The organism is Aureimonas sp. OT7 (assembly GCF_014844055.1).
Lineage (GTDB): Bacteria > Pseudomonadota > Alphaproteobacteria > Rhizobiales > Rhizobiaceae > Aureimonas > Aureimonas altamirensis_A.
The window spans coordinates 185,361-200,834 of the sequence record NZ_CP062167.1; the positions used below are offsets into that span (position 1 = coordinate 185,361).

Here is a 15,474-nt window from a genome sequence, read left to right on the forward strand (position 1 = left end):
CCCCGCTGCTGCGCGTCACTCGGCGGCGACGAGGGCCTCTGGATCGTCGGCGGCCTCGGCCGTGTCCTCATGGCCACCGGCGAGGAAGTCGGGCAGCGCCACGCTGTCCTCGTCCTGATCGGTCGCGCCATCCACGGCCTGCGCCTCGATGGCGGGGCGCAGCGGCTCCGGCAGCCAGCCGGTATCGGCCAGGAGCCGTTCGGCCTCCTTCGCCATATCGCCCTTCTTGAGATGCGCGATGAGATCGGCCGCGCGATCGCCGGCGCCCTCGCGCACCGCCTCGATGATGCGGGTCTTGGTCACGCGACCCAGGTAGTTCTCGACCGTGGGCCTCCAGCCCGCTTCGACGAGATCGAGGCCGGTGGCCTGTGCCAGCCGTTCGGCCTCGGCCATGCGGCGGTCGAGACCGTGCTGCGAGATGCCATTCCCCGAATAGGGGTTGGGCCGCTCGTAAAGCGCGTTGACCCCGAAACTGACGCAATGGGCGAGCAGCGCCAGGCGGCTGGCATCGTCGAGACCGTCGATCCAGTCCCAGAGCCGGTCGTCATCGCCAGCGGGGATGTCGCCCCGCCAGGCGTCCGCGCGCTCGTCGATCATCTTCGCGGCGGCGCTGTCAGCGAGCCCGGTCGCATCCGTGGGAAGATAGATGTGACGCACGGCGGCATAGAGGCTGGTTCCCGAGGTGGCGGTGCGCTCGAAAGTATCGAGAACCAGCTTGTGCAGCAGCGCCGTCATGGCGACGCGCGGATTCTCGGCAAGCGCATTGCGCAACGCCAGCGTCCGCCAGGCGGTCAGGTCGGTCACCAGCCGCTCGGGCAGCGGCTTGACGGCATCGTCCTCCTCTTCATCGCCGTCCGGGACCGGCTCGCCGCCGACGGTGATAACCGCGCGCTGCACCGCATCGGGATCGGACGGGTCGGCACCTTCGCCCGCATCCTCACCATCGACGCTCTCGGGTTGTTCGTCCTCGGGGCGGACATAACCGGGACTGACGATCAACTCGCCATCGCGGTCGATGCTGACGAAAACACCGGCACGGGCGATGTCTTCCGGCGCGAAGGTGACGGGCCGGTTCTCGAAGCCTTCCAACTCGGCTTCGATCTCCCCGAGCCGCTGGTCGATCTCATCGGGCAGGTCGTCGGCTTCTGCATACTGCGCTTCGAGTTCGTCATACTCGTCGCGCAGCGCCTCGCGGGCGGTGCGCTCCTCGTCGGTCAGCTCCTGGGTCACACCGACCAGCCTGCGCAGGCCGTTGGCGTAGCCGTAGGGAAGTTCGACTGCCGCGTCGATCCACTTCCAGCCCTGTCCGGCGATCTCGTCGGCGACAGTGCGCAGCTTCTCGTCAACCAGGCGGTCGAGCAGCGTGACGTCCTGCAACCAACCGCCGTTCTCGTCGGAGAAGAGATCGCGCAGCACCGGGCCGCCCGCCGCCTCATAGGCGTCGATGCCGATGAAGCGGGCGCGCTTGTCGGCAGCCGGAACCGTGGTCTCGGTCAGCAGGCTGCGGATGTGCCAGGGCTCTTTCTGCCACGACGTGCTGATCCGCTCCCAGACCTGCTGCTGGCGCTCGTGGTCGGGATTGACGGTGAAGGCTTCCAGCATCGCCAGCGTCATCTCATTCCGCGCATAGGCGTCGTGCAGCGCCGGCGCGACCGTCGCGAGACGAAGGCGCTGCATGATGTAGCGCGGCGTGGTCCGCCAGGCGTCGGCGATCTCCTCCTTCGACATGCCCATGTCGAACATCCGCTTGAACGCCTTGAACTGGTCGAGCGGATGCAGGGCGAGGCGCAGCAGGTTCTCGGCCAGCGAGTCGTCGACTGCCGAGGTCTTGGCATCGGCCTTCTTGACGATGCAGGGGACGAGGCCATCGGCCGGGAAGCGACCGGCTTCGACGAGGCGCGCGATGGACCTGTAGCGGCGGCCGCCGGCCGGGGTCTCGAAATCGCCGGTCTCAACGCCGTCCGCGTCGAGGATGGCGCGAACGTTGAGGCCCTGCACGAGATCCTCGCGCCGGTCGATGTCATGGGTAAGTTCGTCCAGACCCGCCTCGACGTCAGCCTCGCGAACATTGCTGTCCGACAGCCTGATCCGGTTGAACGGAATGTCGCGCGCCCGTGAAAAGACGATCATCGGGGCGACGGGCTTCTTCCTGGCAGCTTTGGCCATGGTGATTTCTCCGCGACGGGCGGCCGGGAGCCACTCTCTCGACCTCCAACCCGTCACGAAGCGAAGCGCCGCCCTCTTCCTCTGAAGAGTGCGACGCCAGGCCACAAAGCCGGCAACCGGAAATCAGGATTCCCGGCTTTCCGTATCTGTGGATGTGCGGGTGAATGCCGCACCGGCGCGGTAGAGGGCTCGTTCCGCCGCCTGGATGCTGCCGGTTTCCCACGCAGCCTCCGCCCAGACCGAGATCGGGAAATCCCCGGTGAAGAGCAGATCCCGCTCGATCCCCATGCCGAAGGGCAACCGGACCCCACGCAGCTCTTCCAGGCTCCACGAGCCGAGTTCGGGGTAGCCGATATCGGCCAGGCCGAACATGATGTCGCCGCCCTGATCCAGCTCGGTGGCGAGCCAGACGCCCGCGCCGAAGGGATTGAAGAATTTGACGACGGGGACGTGATCGGCGCCGCGCTGCCGGCCATTGGCGAGGAGCTGCGCACGCTGGGTACGGGTCAGGAGGATCATGCCGCCACCCTCCGCTCGGTCGAGGCCGCAACCGATTCAGCGCCGTCCTCGTCGGGCAGATGCGACAGCAGCCAGTCGGCCGCCTTGCTCGCCTGCGAAGCGGCGCGGACGATGGCGCGGTTATCCTCGCGCAGCACCTCCAGCCAGGAGCCGATGTAGTCGGCGTGGCGCACGGTCGGCACGATGCCGAGCGAGGCGCAGCAGAAGGCCGCGTTCATCTCGGCGACTTATCTGAACAGTCAAGCTGTCTCAGCGGACTTTCATCAGCCGAAACCAGCCGATCTGGCGGCGTTGCGCGGTTTTAGAACGGGTGAGACACTCGGGAGTATCTGGAGGGCTGCTCTTCGCATTGCGGTTCGTGGTTTTTACGACTGCTCAGCGAACCGAATGCGACTGGTGAAGGGATTTCTTTCGTGCAGACTGCTCCGCGGCCGTACCGGTCGACCACCTCACTTACGCTCAAAGCATCTCGCCGATATCTGACGCGCCGCTGGGATATGCGAACATGGTGGTCTTCAACTGCTCTGCCGTCAGCCCTTGCCTGATCGCCAGTGCAAAGATGTTGATCACTTCGTCAGCGTGCGGACCGACAAGATGGGCGCCGAGGATGCGGTCAGTGTCCGCGTCGACCAACGTTTTGAAGCCATACACCGTCTCGGCCTGCTGGCGTGCGGTGAACCAGCCGTCCACGCGCTCGGTCTTTACGCGAACGTTCAGGCCTTTCTCACGCGCCTTGGCTTCGCTCATGCCGACGGCTGCGATCGGCGGGATGGTGAAGGCGACACTCGGAACGCCTGTGTATTCAGGCCTGACCGTGTTGCCGTTGAGCAGGTTCGCCGAGACTACCTTCGCGTCATGGCTTGATACCGGAGTGAGCGGCGGTCCTAGGCCGGCGGCATCACCTGCTGCGTAGACCGCGGGGTTGGAGACGCTTTGCAAAAATCCGTTCAACGCCAGCCGCCCGTTATGGTGCTTTACGCTCCCGGCATCGAGATCGAGCGTCGCGAGCGCCGGCGCCCGACCCGCGGCATGGACGACCAGATGTGCGTCCATATCGAGTTCGCCGTCAGGACAGTCCGCCCGGACGCGATAGCCGTCTGATACCTTCTCAATGGCGGTCACCCCTGCCTGTGTGCGGACATTGATGCCGCGCTCGCTGAACTTGTCCATCAGCCAGCCGACGAGATCGGGGTCGAATTGCTTGAGCATTCGCTTCCCGTGCTGAAGAATTGTGACCTGTGCTCCGGCGCGCGCCGCGATGTGCGAAAACTCGGCCGCGATATAACCGCCGCCGACAAGGACGATGCGTTCAGGCAGGCTCTCCAGTTCCAGGAAGCCTTCATTGGTGATCAGGTGCTGCTCGCCCGGAATGCCGAGCGGCACGGCCTCGGCGCCGGCGGCGATCACGATACGGTCCGCCTCGATCCTCTCTCCTCCGAACTCGAGCGCATTCGGGCCGATAAAGCGAACGTGACCGTGGAAGGCGTGAATCCCTTTGTCGGCAAAGGCTTTCTCACGCTTCTGCGGTACCGGATCGGTGAAGCTGCGCTTGAAGGCCATCAGTCCCGTCCAATCGAGCGTCGCGTCCCCTTCGATTCCACGTCCGCTCATGCGCCAGGCGTGATCAGCCGCCTCGGCGCCGCCGACCATCATCTTCTTCGGATCGCAACCGCGCAAGGCGCAGGTGCCCCCGAAGGGCCGGAAGTCCGCGACGGCGACGCTCCAGCCAGCCGCACGAACCCTGTGTGCTGTTACGATCGCAGCCGTTCCCGTGCCGATGATCGCAAGGTCATATCTCTTCGCCACTAGATCTCCTCCAACATTGTCACGTTCGACATCCGAGCCTTCACGGCTCAGCCGGCGCAGCATGAGAGCTTCGCCACGTCCTTGTCGAAGGCAAGAGCCGCGAGCTTCAGGCCCTCAACGGTGGTGAGATACGGAAAGAGCGTATCCGCGAGGTCGTCGACGGTGAGGCCGTGCCGGATTGCCAGGGCCGCCGTCTGGATGCTGTCGGCTCCCTCCGGTGCGAGGATATGCGCCCCGAGCAGCCGGCCGCTGCCAGCGTCGGCGACGAGCTTGATGAGCCCGCGTGTGTCTCGGGCGGCAATCGCGCGCGGCACCTGGTCGAGACCGATCGTGGAGACACGGACGGCGTGGCCGGCGGTCCGCGCAGCCGCCTCTGTCAGCCCGACGCTCGCCACCTGCGGATCGGTGAAGACGATGGCCGGCATGGCACTGTTGTCGTAGCGCAGGCTGTCGCCGTTGAGGGCGTTCTTCGCCGCGAGCTTGGCACCGTAGGCGGCCATGTAGACGAACTGATCGTGACCGGTGACGTCGCCGGCAGCGTACACGCCCGATCTTGTCGTGCGCATGCGGTCATCGACGAAGATGCCGCCCTTCGGCGAGAGAGCGATCCCATGCTCGGCGAGCCCGAGACCTTCGATATTGGGCGCGCGGCCCGTCGCCACGAGCACCTGATCGGCGTCGATCGTGACGTCCTTGCCGTCGCGATGGACAGTGAGTGCAACACCGTCCGCGGTCTTGCGGATCGTCCGGTACGTGATGCCGGAAATCACCGCGATGCTCTCGTCCATGAAATACCCCGTCAGCGCCGTGCCGATTTCGGGTTCGGCCTCCGGAAGGAGACGCGAGCGGCACACCAGCGTCACCTCGACGCCGGCGCGGGCGAACATCTGGGCGAGTTCGGCCCCGATATAGCCGCCGCCGATCACGAGCAGAGATCGGGGCAGCGCCTCGAGATCAAGCGCCGTCGTGCTCGTCAGGTATGGCACGGTCTCGATGCCGGGGATGACAGGGACGGCCGGTCGCGCGCCGGTCGCGATGATGATCTTGCCGGCTGAGACAAACGTGCCGTCCACCTGGACGCCGCCGTCCACGATGCGCGCCGGCCCTTCGCGATAGGCGATGCCGTTGTAAGCCGGGAGCAGGTCGGCGTACTTGGCCTGACGTAGCTCCGAAACCAGCGCGTCCTTCTGACGGACGGTTCCGCCCCAGTCGGTCAGTTCGGCCTCGGCCGTGATGCCGGCGAAACGTGCCGCGGCTCGGGCATTGTGGAGCGTCTCGGCGGCGCGGATCAGCGTCTTCGACGGCACGCAACCGATATTGACGCAGGTGCCGCCGATGGTGCCGCTGCCGATGAGGGCCACCTGGGCGCCCTGATCGGCTGCCGTGATCGCGGCCGAGAAGCCGGCCGAGCCGGCGCCGATGATGGCAAGGTCGTAGGAACCATTGTTGCGGCCATTCGTGCCAAGGCGCCGATGCGTCACGGGCCTGTCCGGCGATGCCGTATCGCCCGACGATTGAGGCTCACCTTGTGTCTCGGCCGCGTTGTTGCCGTGGCCGGCGATTGTGCCGATTCCGGCAAGGCTGGGCCCGAAGATCGCCCGACCTGCTTCGAGAGCTTCCTCGATCGACAGCCGGAATCCCGGCTCGTCTGCAGGACGCTGCCGGCGCCACGCGGCGAGGTGATCGTCGGAACAGAAGAAGGATGTTGCAGTGCACAGCGAGTTCGCAGCGCATCCGCCTTCGTAATGGACGCTGAGCCATACGACGGCCGTCGTCGGCTCAACGTCGGCCAGAGCCCGGCCCCGTTCCTGCGTGGTGATCCGGACCGGCGCGCCGCAGTGGCGGCAGCGCGAGACGATCGAGATGTCTTGGTCGGTCATAGCGCCGATGCCGAGCGCGTCGACCGCGCACATCGCAGTAAGAGTGCGTCCGTCCAGTGTGACCCGGTGGCCGGTGTCGCGGTCGGTGAAGGGATACGCGCCGACAATCATGTCGCCATCGAGTACGACGAGGTCGCGACGGCGGAGCTCTTCGAGCAGCGCACGGACGGCTTCCTCGCTCAGCCCCGCACGCTTGGCAAGCGCGCTTGGGGTCGGGGCTCGCCCGTGTTCGGCGTAGAGCTGTAGCAACGCAACGCGCACGCGATCCGTGGCCGCCTCGTAGCCGCTCCAGCGGTTGAGCACATGGTCGGAGCCGACCATGGCCAGCAGGGCCTCCTTCACCACGGGTGACGAAACCACCGACCAGTCCGGAAACGTCACACCCGGCCGCACGGCCAAGCTCGGCACCGTTGCGGATGTAGAAACCGTCACCTTGTCGCGGGACGCGGAGGATGTGCAGCAATCGTTCATGGCTTCAGGCCTTCATTCAGAATCTTCGTGTTGGAACAGACGACCTTTGCACGGCGATGATGGATGCCGCAGGCGACAAGCCCGAGGCCCGCGGCGATCAGGGAAAGCACGACCAGACCCGAACCCGTCAACCACGCGCCGAGGCCGGCCAGCGGCGGGGGCACGGCAAGGAGTGGCGCCGCGCAGCAGATCGCAACGACAATGGCGCCTGCGGCGCCGGTGCGGATCAGGGCGCGGTCATGCATGTCAACTGCCTTGCTCCTGCGTCGGGCGGGCCGGATAGCCGGCATTCATGCTGGCGGCCGCGATGGCATCCGGGGTCGTCTGCGCGTCGTCGAAGGTCACGGTCGCGGTCTTGGCTTCGAACGAGACGGCCACCGTCGAGACCCCGGGGACCGCCGCCATCGAGGTCTTCACGATGTAGGGGCAGGAGGCGCAGGTCATGTTGTCGATGGCGAAGGTGACTGTGCGTTCGGTAGCGAACACGGCAGGCGCGGTCATCACCGACATGATCAAAGCAAGAGCACTCAAACTCTTCTTCATGGGACGGGTCTCCTCTTGGTGTCAGGCGGAAAGCAGCAGCGGGGCGACGTAGTCGAATGCGAAGGCGGCCGCGACGAGCACCGTCGCAAACCAGAGCGCGATCTGGACAATGCGGCTGGGGATCGGGCGCGCGCAGGCAGCATCCTCGGCGCAGGCCCGCCTCGGCTTCCAGTAGACGAGATAGAAGCCGTAGCCGAGAACGCCCGTCGTCCCGGCGACGAAGAGCGGCTTGTAGGGCGCGAGCGCCGTCAGATTGCCGATCCAGGCGCCACCAATGCCTAGGCTAAACAGGATGAGCGGGACGATGCAGCACGAGGAGGCGGCAAGCGCGCCGAGAATGCCGCCGACGGCGACCAGGCGCTGCCGTCCGACTTCGGCTCGGTCCGACGCGAGCACGTCGGTCGTGGCGGACGTCATGCCCGCCGTGCTGGGTCGCGATATATCCATGTCCGATCTCGCTTTCCTTGCCGAAATCCTCATTGCGCAGTACCATGCGGTCTGTAGCAACTACAGGGTCAAGAGGGATTTTTGCGATGCGCGATCACGCTGGCGTGAAGGGCCTGCAGCGGGCTGAGCTCGCCCGGCGGACGGGCAGCAATCTGGAGACTGTGCGCTACTACGAGAAGGTCGGGCTCCTGCCCGAGCCACCGCGCACGGCGGCCGGCTACCGCAGCTACGACACGACGCACGAGCGGCGCCTTCGCTTTGTGCTGCGGGCACGCGAGCTCGGCTTCTCACTCGACGAAATCCGCGAGCTGTTGCGCCTGGTCGACGAACGCGACCAGCCCTGCGCCGAGGCAAGCGCGGTCGCCGCCGCGCATCTCGACGATGTGCGGGCGAAGATCGCTGACCTGAAGCGCATGGAGCGGGTGCTCAAGGACGTCGTCGCGCAATGCGCCGACGGCACGCGGCCGGAATGTCCGCTGATTGAGGCGCTGTTCCGGGAGCGAACTGTCAACTGATCGGGTCGAGGAGCGCCTATGCGGCGCCCCTGACGTCGTTCCGGCAAGCGTTGCCCTGCTGGGCGTGCAGCCAGTCGGCGATCTGCTGCGCCTTGGCTGCGGCGGTGAAGATCGCGCGCTTGTCGGAGCGAAGCACCTCGAGCCAGGAGGCGATATAGCTGGCGTGGTCGGGCCGCGGCTCGACGCTGAGATGGAGGTCGGCGCAGATCATGGCGCTCAGGAGCTCGACCGTGCATTCCTCCATAGCATAGGCGGCCGAGCCGAACCGTCCGGAGAGATCACGGTCGAGGCGATGCCTGGCGCCGGAGGCGTGCCCGCATTCGTGGAGCAGCACGGCGTAATAGGCTGCGGCATCGCGGAAGCAGGCGAAGTCGGGCATCTGCACGTGGTCGGTGGATGGGCGGTAACAGGCCTGCGATCCGCCGTGGCGGATGTCGATGCCGAGCGCTGCGCAGAACCGTTCGGCCCGCTCGATGCGCTCGGCCTCGGGTAGCACCGGTATCTCGGGCGGCGTGTAGCCGTCGACCTGCGCGCAGTTGAAGACCGTGTAGCCGCGGGCGAACATGCGCCGGGCGGGCTCGTCGCGATCCTCGTCGCCGTCCTGTACGTCTGCCTTGCCGTGGCGATCGACGGTCTTCCAGAACACGACGAGGTGCCCGCGCTCGCCCTTGCGGACCTGGGCGCCGAGCGCCTGCCACTGGCGATAGGTGCCCCAGATGCCGGCGGGAAAGCCGGCGGCGTGCGCGGCGGCCCAGAGTGCGATGACGTTGACGCCACGATAGGCCTTGCGCGAGGCGACGTTGACGGGCGTAGTGATGGCCGATCCGTCGTGGTGCCAGGGCATCCGGTACTGGTCGGCGCCGGCCTCGATGGCGGCGATGATCTGGCTGGTGACACGCTCGTAGATGTCGTTCCGGGGCTGGGGTGTGCGATCGGTGGTCATGGCTGCCTCCTGTGTTCGCCCTCTCCGTCGAGGGCGAGGCGGCAGGGGCAGACGCGGGAAGCCGGGCCGTCACACCCTGTTCTCGGTGCTGGTGCGGAACAGGGTTGATGGGCCGGCAGCGTCTGCCACAACCCGAGCCCTGCCTCGACGGGCGAGCACGGGAGGCAGCCATGACCGGCGAGCGGCGCCTGGACCGGTCAGGATGAAGCGCGGCTGTCAGCCGGTGCCGTCCAGAGGCGGACGCCGCAACGGGACGACCCTGGCGTCCACGGATCGAGACAGCTCCGCTCGCAGACCTTCGATGACGGCATCTCGCTCGGCGAGCTGCAACGTCAGCATCTGGATGTGCTGCGCGAGCGTCCGGGTGAGCGCCCGCAGCTCCGCCATCTCGGCACCACGCACGGCGCGTAGTTCCGCTTCCAGAGCATGGATGCGTTCCTTGAGGGCCCTGGGCGACGATCGCCGCAGGCGGGCTTCGGCCGCGCGGAGCTCGGCGAGAAGATCGCCGGCCCGGTTCGCCGTCGCTCGGCTGACGCCGGCCTCGCGCGCCAGGTTGGCGACGGTCAGCGCCCCGTCGGTGCGTTCAGGGCGGCCGTCGAGCAACCGCTTCATGGCAGCCCTTAGCGCCGCTTGGCTCTTCGGCCCGAGCGCGGTCATGCGTCACCGTCCATGAGAGGCGCGATCAGCCGGCACTTGCGCTCGTTGTCCCGCAGGATCGCCGTGCGCTGCAGCGGCGATAGACGCCGGTCGGCCAGAAGCGCTTCGCCCTCGACGATCGAGGCCTGCCACGGTTCGCGGTGCCGGGCGGTCAGGCAGGCGTTCGGGCACCGGTCGGGGCTGCAGCGCGATAGGGCCGGCGCCGTCCGCTCGGCATCTGGCGCGCCGGTGAGGCAGAGCGCGGTCGCTGCATCGAACAGGCAGTCGTTGAGGAAACCGACATGCAGGGTCCGCCCGAGATGGGCAACCATGGTGCGCAGCCGCTTGCGGTCCAAGATCCGGCCGGGAAGATCGCCAAGTTCCTCCTGCACGCGGCCGAACTCGCGTCGCAGTCGCGCAGCACCCGGTCCCGCCGGGCCTTCACGGCGAAGATAGGCCTCGTAATGGGCGACAATGTCGTCGAGCTGGCCGAGTGCACGTTCGCGCTCGATCGCCAAGCGGAAGTCGGCCTGCGCCGATCCGGCATAGCCTTCGAACATGGCGACCGAGGCGTGCTTGTACTGGATCTTGCCGGCGACCGTGCCGAACGGCCGGTTGGCGATGTACCAGGCGATCGTGCGTCGGAGCTGCCGGGTCGTAAACTTCCAAGGCTCGTCGCCGATGCGCGGAATCGCCGGCGCGGCCTCCGAGCGCGTGTCGAGGCCCTCGCGGAAAAGGTTGAGTGTCGGCGTTGCACCCATCCCGAGATGATCGTTGCTCCAGGGCCAGTCCTTCAGCGCCACCCACAAGGATGACAGTTCCTTCTCTCGGCGATTGCGTGCCGAGAGAACCTCCATCACCGCGACGGCGCGAGCGACGGGCTCGATCGTGATCCAGTCGGCCGTGACGCCGCGCGCGCCATGGCGCTTGTACACCGTGCTGCGCAGCCGGTACCGCTCGACCAGGCCGTCGGCGCTGCGCACCGGCGACACGCAACCCGGCTGCATCGCCTGCACCTCGCTGTCGCGCATGCCGGTGAGGTAGGCGCAGACGAGATAGCAGGCGCCCTGCAACATCCGTTCTTCGCGGGCGAGGCTGAGGCCGTCGAAGCGCTCGCGCCATGGCAGTCCGGTGTCCGGATCGATCGAGATCGGCGTATCGAGCCCGCCGATCTCGGTTCCGAGCTCGGCGGCTGCCTTCTCGATCAGTCGTGCAGTCGGCTCGGACTGGCTGATGCGGCCGCTCTGCGGAGCGCCGGCGTGAAGGCGCATCAGATGGAGATTGTAGGGCGGGGTCTCTTCGCCGGTGAGCGGGTCGATGCGGCGGGCCACATTGGGCGCGTGCTCCCAGATCGGCACGCCTCGGCCCATGGCCCGGCGCACGTCGAGCCACTTGGCCACGCGGGCGCGATAGTTCTTGGCCACGGCCCGTCCGGCCCGCGCGTCCCGCGCCATCAATCGGGCGCAGCGGGCTTCGAGAGCGTCAAGCTCGGCCCGCGCCGCGAGGATATCGGGCGCATAGACCTCGACATACTTGAGCGCCCAGCGCAGCATGGCGCCGATGACCGGCTCGGGAATGCGCGGCGTGGCGTTCTCGGCGGGCGCTGGCGGCCGGCCGGCAACGCGGTGCGCCGCACGTCCACGCCACGGCAGGAAACCGATGCCGCCGCCGGTTAGCCATGGCGCCAGGTGATGCAGGTCGATCGGCACCTCGACATACTTCACCGTCTCGTGAGGCGTTCGCCGTCCGCCGTCACGGGCATACGCCAGATAGGCGTCGAGCAGCGCCTGATCGATCCGGCTGAGATCGACGGCGCCAGTCCTTGCGCGGAGGAACGCGGCGAAATGCTGGATGTAGCGCAGCAGGCGGATCGCCGAGGTCGCGCCGCAGGGCGCCCGATATCCCGGCACATGGATGCGCAGGCGGGCGATCACGTACTCCTTCGCCAGCCGCCGCGTGACGGGATCGGCGATGCGGGCGAGGTTCAGCCGGTAATTGCTGTAGCGGGCGTTCACCCGGAAAATGGCGGCGCCCAGGTCCCAAAGATCGTCACCGAAGCGCGGAAGTCGCGTGCGGTCGGCATCGTCCCTGACCGCCACGCCGGCAAGCACGGGCTCGTCGTTGCCATAAATGGCCGAAGGCAGCGACGCGTGCTGCGGCAGCTTGATCGGTGCCGGCATCATGGCGCTCTCGCTTCGGGCGGCAGGTAGAGGAGCGCGGGGTCCGATGACCCAATCCGACGGGCTTCCTCGATCTCGGCGTCGGCGAACCGGGGCAGAATCTGTTCGGCGATGCGTCCGTGAACCCGGCCGAACTTGGCGATCCAGTCGGCTTCGCTCAGCACCTGCCGCTGCGCCCGGATGAAGTTGAGGAAGGCCAGGAGCGCGGGCACCTTGCGGGCGGTGACCACGGCATTGCTGCATTCGAGACACCCCCAGAAGGGGGACGGACAGGCCTCTCCCTCCGAGCCGAACGGGCTGTTGTAGAAGCCGCCGCAACTGGCGAGCCAGACGTCCTGCTCGCCGCCGAACAGCGCCTTGACCGCGGCGGCGCCGACAACGGGAAGGCCGGTCGCCTTGTCGGGATCGGTCTGGACGGCCGCTTCCTCCTCCGACGACAGGACACAGGGGGGGAACGCGGCGTCGAGCGCATCGGTCATGGCGTCGGCAATTGTCGCCTCGTGCAGATGACGAAGCGCGGGAATGTCGGCGTAGTGGTCGGCCGCGACCGCGACAGTGTGGCCGACGGCGAAGCGGTCGAGCTGGCCGCCCGTGCGCCGGTACCATGCCGCCTTATGCGTCTTGCGCAGGCGCGTCAGATTGAGGCGAAGGCGTTGGCCCCGCTCATCAAGGATGCCGTGCCGGCGCGTCCATGAAGCCGCGAGCTCCTTCATGCTGAGCACCCGAGGGGTCAGGCGGCCCCAGGCACAGTGCGCCCAGAGCGTGTCGGCGCCGAGCCGGCTTCTCGCCGGACCGGTCCACTGCAGCGCCTTGCGGATCAAGCCGCCCGGCGTCGAGGAACCGCCGTCGCGCACACGCAGCCGCTTCCACTCGGCGCCGCGCGCCCGACGCTTGCAATACTCGATCTCGACATAGCCGCCCGCCGGGTTCTTCAGGCAGTCCGCTCGCAAGCCCTTGATCGCTTCGATCTCCATGCCGGTGTCGAGCGAGATAAGCACGATGAGCGGCACGAGATCGGCGGCGATGAGATGCCGGCGGCCATGCAGATCGTGGATCAGGCGATCGTTCGGCAGGCCACTCTCGCGGCGGAGCGTGTAGAGTCGCTTGAAGAGAGGGTGCCTGTGCCCGATGACGCCTTCCGCGTCGATCACTTCCATTACCTGTTTGTGGGTTGCTGCCAGCGCCTTGCTCCGATCGGAATCCTCGACCGCCGGAATACGATCGGCCTCGCCCAAGCGGCGGATGATGGCGGCGAGATCGGTGCGCGCCGCCTTCCGCAATGCCGCGGCGACATCATCGCCATAGGCATCGCGCGGCCTGGCGCGCACGCCGGGCCGATCGCTCGTGTACATCAGCCGGCGTGAGGCATCGGGCGGCAGGTGGCTGGGCTCCGCGGCCTCGGCAAGCCGCAGCAGGTTGAGCACCTTGCTCATGCGGTGCAGGCGGTGATTGGGATGCAGGCCGCTCCCCTCCATCCAGGAATCGAAGCCGTCGATGCAGACGGCACTGACGTCGGAGAGACGGGCGACGTGCGATCCGGCGGAATCGAGATAGCGCCAAAATGTCTTGAGCGCATTGGCATAGGCGTAGGCCGTCGAGATCGAGCCGGCCGGACCACCGACCTGGCAGGCGCGCCAGAGCGCGCCGGCAAAGGTCCGCGCCAATGCCTTGCGGCCGGCGAGCATCGTCAGGTCGATCGTCTTGCTGCGATCCGCCAGCGTGACGGTAAAGCGCAGCGATGCGATCGCAGCGGCGGCCTCGCCCTCGGGATCGGGCAGCGCCTCGGGAAAGAGGGCGCGGCGACCCGGCCGCCGCACCGATGGAGCCGCCGCGGCGGTCATGCCGCGCCGCCAGCCGTGTCTTCGGCCCAGCGATCCGCGGCGGCCTCGACCAGCTCCTGCGCCTCGGCGAGGCTGTCGAGATAGATGTAGGTGCTGGTGATACTCGCATGCCCCAGCAGGTGCTGGAGCTTCTGCAGAGGATCGCCGAGAATCCGCCGATAGGCTGCGCCGTGCTGGTCCTGCGGATCGAACACGGATCCGATCTGCTCGCGGATCAGCATGGAGAGCATGTTGACGGCGAAGGTGTGCCGCAGCGTGTGTGGCGTCACCTCGACCTCGATGCCGAAACGGCGGCAGCGGGTGCAGGCCCGCCGAAAGGCAGCTTCCCAAGTCGCCGAGGGCACGGGCTTGCCGCCTTCAGTCAGCCAGAGCAAGGCATGCTGCGCCTGGCCGGGCGTGCCGACCAGCACGCGGCGGCGTTCGCCCAGCGTCAGACGGTCGAGCCGGACACGCTTGCCCGCCGCGTCTGTTGCCTTCCCGTCCTCCAGCATCAGCCAGAGCGGATCGGACACCGAAGGCTCTGAGCGCGCGGCAGAGACCGTGCGCTCGAGATCGACATAGTCGCCGATCAATCTCAGTACCCGGCGGGGAACGCGGATGCGCCGTGGTCGTCCGCCCTTGGCGATCGGACCGGGGAGATCGAACGGCACCGAGCGCGATTCGGGATCGGTCAGGCGCGGCAGCTCACTCAGCAGCAGACTGCCGGCCTCTGTCAGCCGCAGGCCGGTCGTGACGAGAAGCTCGGCAAACAACGCATTGCGCTCGCCGTTGCGGCCGCGCCACGTCGCGTCCTCCGAGCCGTCGGGAAGCCGGCCGCGCAATCCCACCTCGCGGAACAGCAGGTAGCGGCCAAGATCGATGTAACGGGTATCGTGGCGCCGCGCGGCGCGCTCGCGGGCACGGTTCGTCGTCACAGCGAGCACTGCGCGGCTACCGCCGGCCCTGCGAAGGGTGGCGCCGTAGCTGAAGGGCGAGATCGCAATGATTCCTTCCTCGACAGCCCAGCGATAGAGCTTGTCGAGCGCGGCAACGCTCCGGTTCCAGCTCGCAGCCGAGATGCGGTAGGGAGCTGCCGACAGCCGACGCGCCCGGTGAAAGGCCAGGACATCGTCGCGGCCGGCCTGCCAGACCGTCTTGCCGCCGCGCCGTTCGACAAGAAAGCGCGCCCAGACGAGAATGTCGCGGGCGTAGGAGCGCCACGTGTTCGGCGATCGCGCTCCCATAGCAGGACAGGCACGAAAGAACCGGTTGAGAGCGAGATCGTAGCTGCCGTCATCCATCAGGATGAACGGCATGCCGTGAATCAGCCCGGTGCGCTCGACCGCGTCGAGCGCACCGGGCGCGAGGCTCACTGCAAGGTCATCAAGGAAAAGCGGACGCGAAATAGTGTCAAGATCGGTAAAATACAAATGCACGCACGATACCCAAGCGGAGCGCCTTCGGCGCAACTTCATTGTTTAGAATGCGAGGGGTTCCCCTCGCGCTCTCCCGCTCGCCGCGTGGCAGGGGTGCAGGACTTAGCCTGCA

General features: G+C 67.3%; 13 protein-coding genes and 1 pseudogene. 1 reads left to right on the plus strand and 13 read right to left on the minus strand.

The window, feature by feature from the left end; all coding sequences use genetic code 11:
• Nucleotides 1–15 precede the first annotated feature (15 nt).
• From IGS74_RS01005 to IGS74_RS01040, 8 genes and pseudogenes are all read right to left on the minus strand, one after another.
• The gene (locus IGS74_RS01005) at nucleotides 16–2,166 is read right to left on the minus strand and encodes a chromosome partitioning protein ParB (protein ID WP_039194752.1); all 2,151 of its coding nucleotides are present in this window, start codon (nucleotides 2,164–2,166) and stop codon (nucleotides 16–18) included.
• A gap of 123 nt (nucleotides 2,167–2,289) precedes the next feature.
• Nucleotides 2,290–2,685 carry a DUF2958 domain-containing protein gene (locus IGS74_RS01010; protein WP_039194750.1) on the minus strand — a complete coding sequence of 132 codons (396 nt, stop codon included), beginning with the start codon at nucleotides 2,683–2,685 and terminating at the stop codon, nucleotides 2,290–2,292.
• Nucleotides 2,682–2,912 (minus strand): annotated as a pseudogene (locus IGS74_RS01015) (zincin-like metallopeptidase domain-containing protein); the annotation flags it as partial. The pseudogene IGS74_RS01015 and the gene IGS74_RS01010, both read right to left, overlap by 4 nt.
• Before the next feature lie 232 nt (nucleotides 2,913–3,144).
• Complete coding sequence (locus IGS74_RS01020; RefSeq protein ID WP_039194908.1) at nucleotides 3,145–4,491, minus strand: NAD(P)/FAD-dependent oxidoreductase; 1,347 nt, start codon at nucleotides 4,489–4,491, stop codon at nucleotides 3,145–3,147.
• A gap of 47 nt (nucleotides 4,492–4,538) precedes the next feature.
• Nucleotides 4,539–6,842 (minus strand): bifunctional organomercurial lyase/mercury(II) reductase MerBA, encoded by a 2,304-nt coding sequence (gene merBA / locus IGS74_RS01025; protein ID WP_192388694.1) that lies wholly within the window; start codon nucleotides 6,840–6,842, stop codon nucleotides 4,539–4,541.
• Nucleotides 6,839–7,087 (minus strand): hypothetical protein, encoded by a 249-nt coding sequence (locus tag IGS74_RS01030; RefSeq protein WP_036742955.1) that lies wholly within the window; start codon nucleotides 7,085–7,087, stop codon nucleotides 6,839–6,841. Before IGS74_RS01030 ends, merBA begins: the two co-directional genes overlap by 4 nt.
• A gap of 1 nt (nucleotide 7,088) precedes the next feature.
• Nucleotides 7,089–7,385, minus strand: coding sequence for a cation transporter (locus IGS74_RS01035; RefSeq protein ID WP_012112816.1), 297 nt, complete (start codon nucleotides 7,383–7,385; stop codon nucleotides 7,089–7,091).
• Nucleotides 7,386–7,406: 21 nt separating this feature from the next.
• Nucleotides 7,407–7,832, minus strand: a complete 426-nt coding sequence (locus IGS74_RS01040) for a mercuric transporter MerT family protein (RefSeq protein ID WP_039194744.1) — start codon at nucleotides 7,830–7,832, stop codon at nucleotides 7,407–7,409.
• Nucleotides 7,833–7,918: 86 nt separating this feature from the next.
• Between IGS74_RS01040 and IGS74_RS01045 the strand changes: the two genes are divergently transcribed.
• Nucleotides 7,919–8,347 carry a helix-turn-helix domain-containing protein gene (locus IGS74_RS01045; RefSeq protein WP_012112818.1) on the plus strand — a complete coding sequence of 143 codons (429 nt, stop codon included), beginning with the start codon at nucleotides 7,919–7,921 and terminating at the stop codon, nucleotides 8,345–8,347.
• Between the two features lie 16 nt (nucleotides 8,348–8,363).
• Here the strand turns inward: IGS74_RS01045 and IGS74_RS01050 are convergent, their stop codons facing one another.
• From IGS74_RS01050 to IGS74_RS01070, 5 genes are all read right to left on the minus strand, one after another.
• Nucleotides 8,364–9,290, minus strand: coding sequence for a zincin-like metallopeptidase domain-containing protein (locus IGS74_RS01050; RefSeq protein ID WP_012112819.1), 927 nt, complete (start codon nucleotides 9,288–9,290; stop codon nucleotides 8,364–8,366).
• Between the two features lie 216 nt (nucleotides 9,291–9,506).
• Nucleotides 9,507–9,947 carry a hypothetical protein gene (locus IGS74_RS01055; protein ID WP_012112820.1) on the minus strand — a complete coding sequence of 147 codons (441 nt, stop codon included), beginning with the start codon at nucleotides 9,945–9,947 and terminating at the stop codon, nucleotides 9,507–9,509.
• Complete coding sequence (locus tag IGS74_RS01060; RefSeq protein ID WP_012112821.1) at nucleotides 9,944–12,109, minus strand: hypothetical protein; 2,166 nt, start codon at nucleotides 12,107–12,109, stop codon at nucleotides 9,944–9,946. The genes IGS74_RS01055 and IGS74_RS01060 overlap by 4 nt, the downstream gene beginning before the upstream one ends.
• The gene (locus tag IGS74_RS01065; protein ID WP_012112822.1) at nucleotides 12,106–13,947 is read right to left on the minus strand and encodes a hypothetical protein; all 1,842 of its coding nucleotides are present in this window, start codon (nucleotides 13,945–13,947) and stop codon (nucleotides 12,106–12,108) included. The genes IGS74_RS01060 and IGS74_RS01065 overlap by 4 nt, the downstream gene beginning before the upstream one ends.
• The gene (locus IGS74_RS01070) at nucleotides 13,944–15,362 is read right to left on the minus strand and encodes a tyrosine-type recombinase/integrase (RefSeq protein ID WP_012112823.1); all 1,419 of its coding nucleotides are present in this window, start codon (nucleotides 15,360–15,362) and stop codon (nucleotides 13,944–13,946) included. Before IGS74_RS01070 ends, IGS74_RS01065 begins: the two co-directional genes overlap by 4 nt.
• Between the last annotated feature and the right edge of the window lie 112 nt (nucleotides 15,363–15,474).

Coding starts and splice junctions, on each gene's coding strand:
- IGS74_RS01055 (WP_012112820.1), bottom strand. CDS start 9,947: ATGACCGCGCTCGGGCCGAAGAGCCAAGCGGCGCTAAGGGCTGCCATG.
- IGS74_RS01045 (WP_012112818.1), top strand. CDS start 7,919: ATGCGCGATCACGCTGGCGTGAAGGGCCTGCAGCGGGCTGAGCTCGCC.
- IGS74_RS01060 (WP_012112821.1), bottom strand. CDS start 12,109: ATGATGCCGGCACCGATCAAGCTGCCGCAGCACGCGTCGCTGCCTTCG.
- IGS74_RS01005 (WP_039194752.1), bottom strand. CDS start 2,166: ATGGCCAAAGCTGCCAGGAAGAAGCCCGTCGCCCCGATGATCGTCTTT.
- IGS74_RS01035 (WP_012112816.1), bottom strand. CDS start 7,385: ATGAAGAAGAGTTTGAGTGCTCTTGCTTTGATCATGTCGGTGATGACC.
- merBA (WP_192388694.1), bottom strand. CDS start 6,842: ATGAACGATTGCTGCACATCCTCCGCGTCCCGCGACAAGGTGACGGTT.
- IGS74_RS01010 (WP_039194750.1), bottom strand. CDS start 2,685: ATGATCCTCCTGACCCGTACCCAGCGTGCGCAGCTCCTCGCCAATGGC.
- IGS74_RS01030 (WP_036742955.1), bottom strand. CDS start 7,087: ATGCATGACCGCGCCCTGATCCGCACCGGCGCCGCAGGCGCCATTGTC.
- IGS74_RS01065 (WP_012112822.1), bottom strand. CDS start 13,947: ATGACCGCCGCGGCGGCTCCATCGGTGCGGCGGCCGGGTCGCCGCGCC.
- IGS74_RS01050 (WP_012112819.1), bottom strand. CDS start 9,290: ATGACCACCGATCGCACACCCCAGCCCCGGAACGACATCTACGAGCGT.
- IGS74_RS01040 (WP_039194744.1), bottom strand. CDS start 7,832: ATGGATATATCGCGACCCAGCACGGCGGGCATGACGTCCGCCACGACC.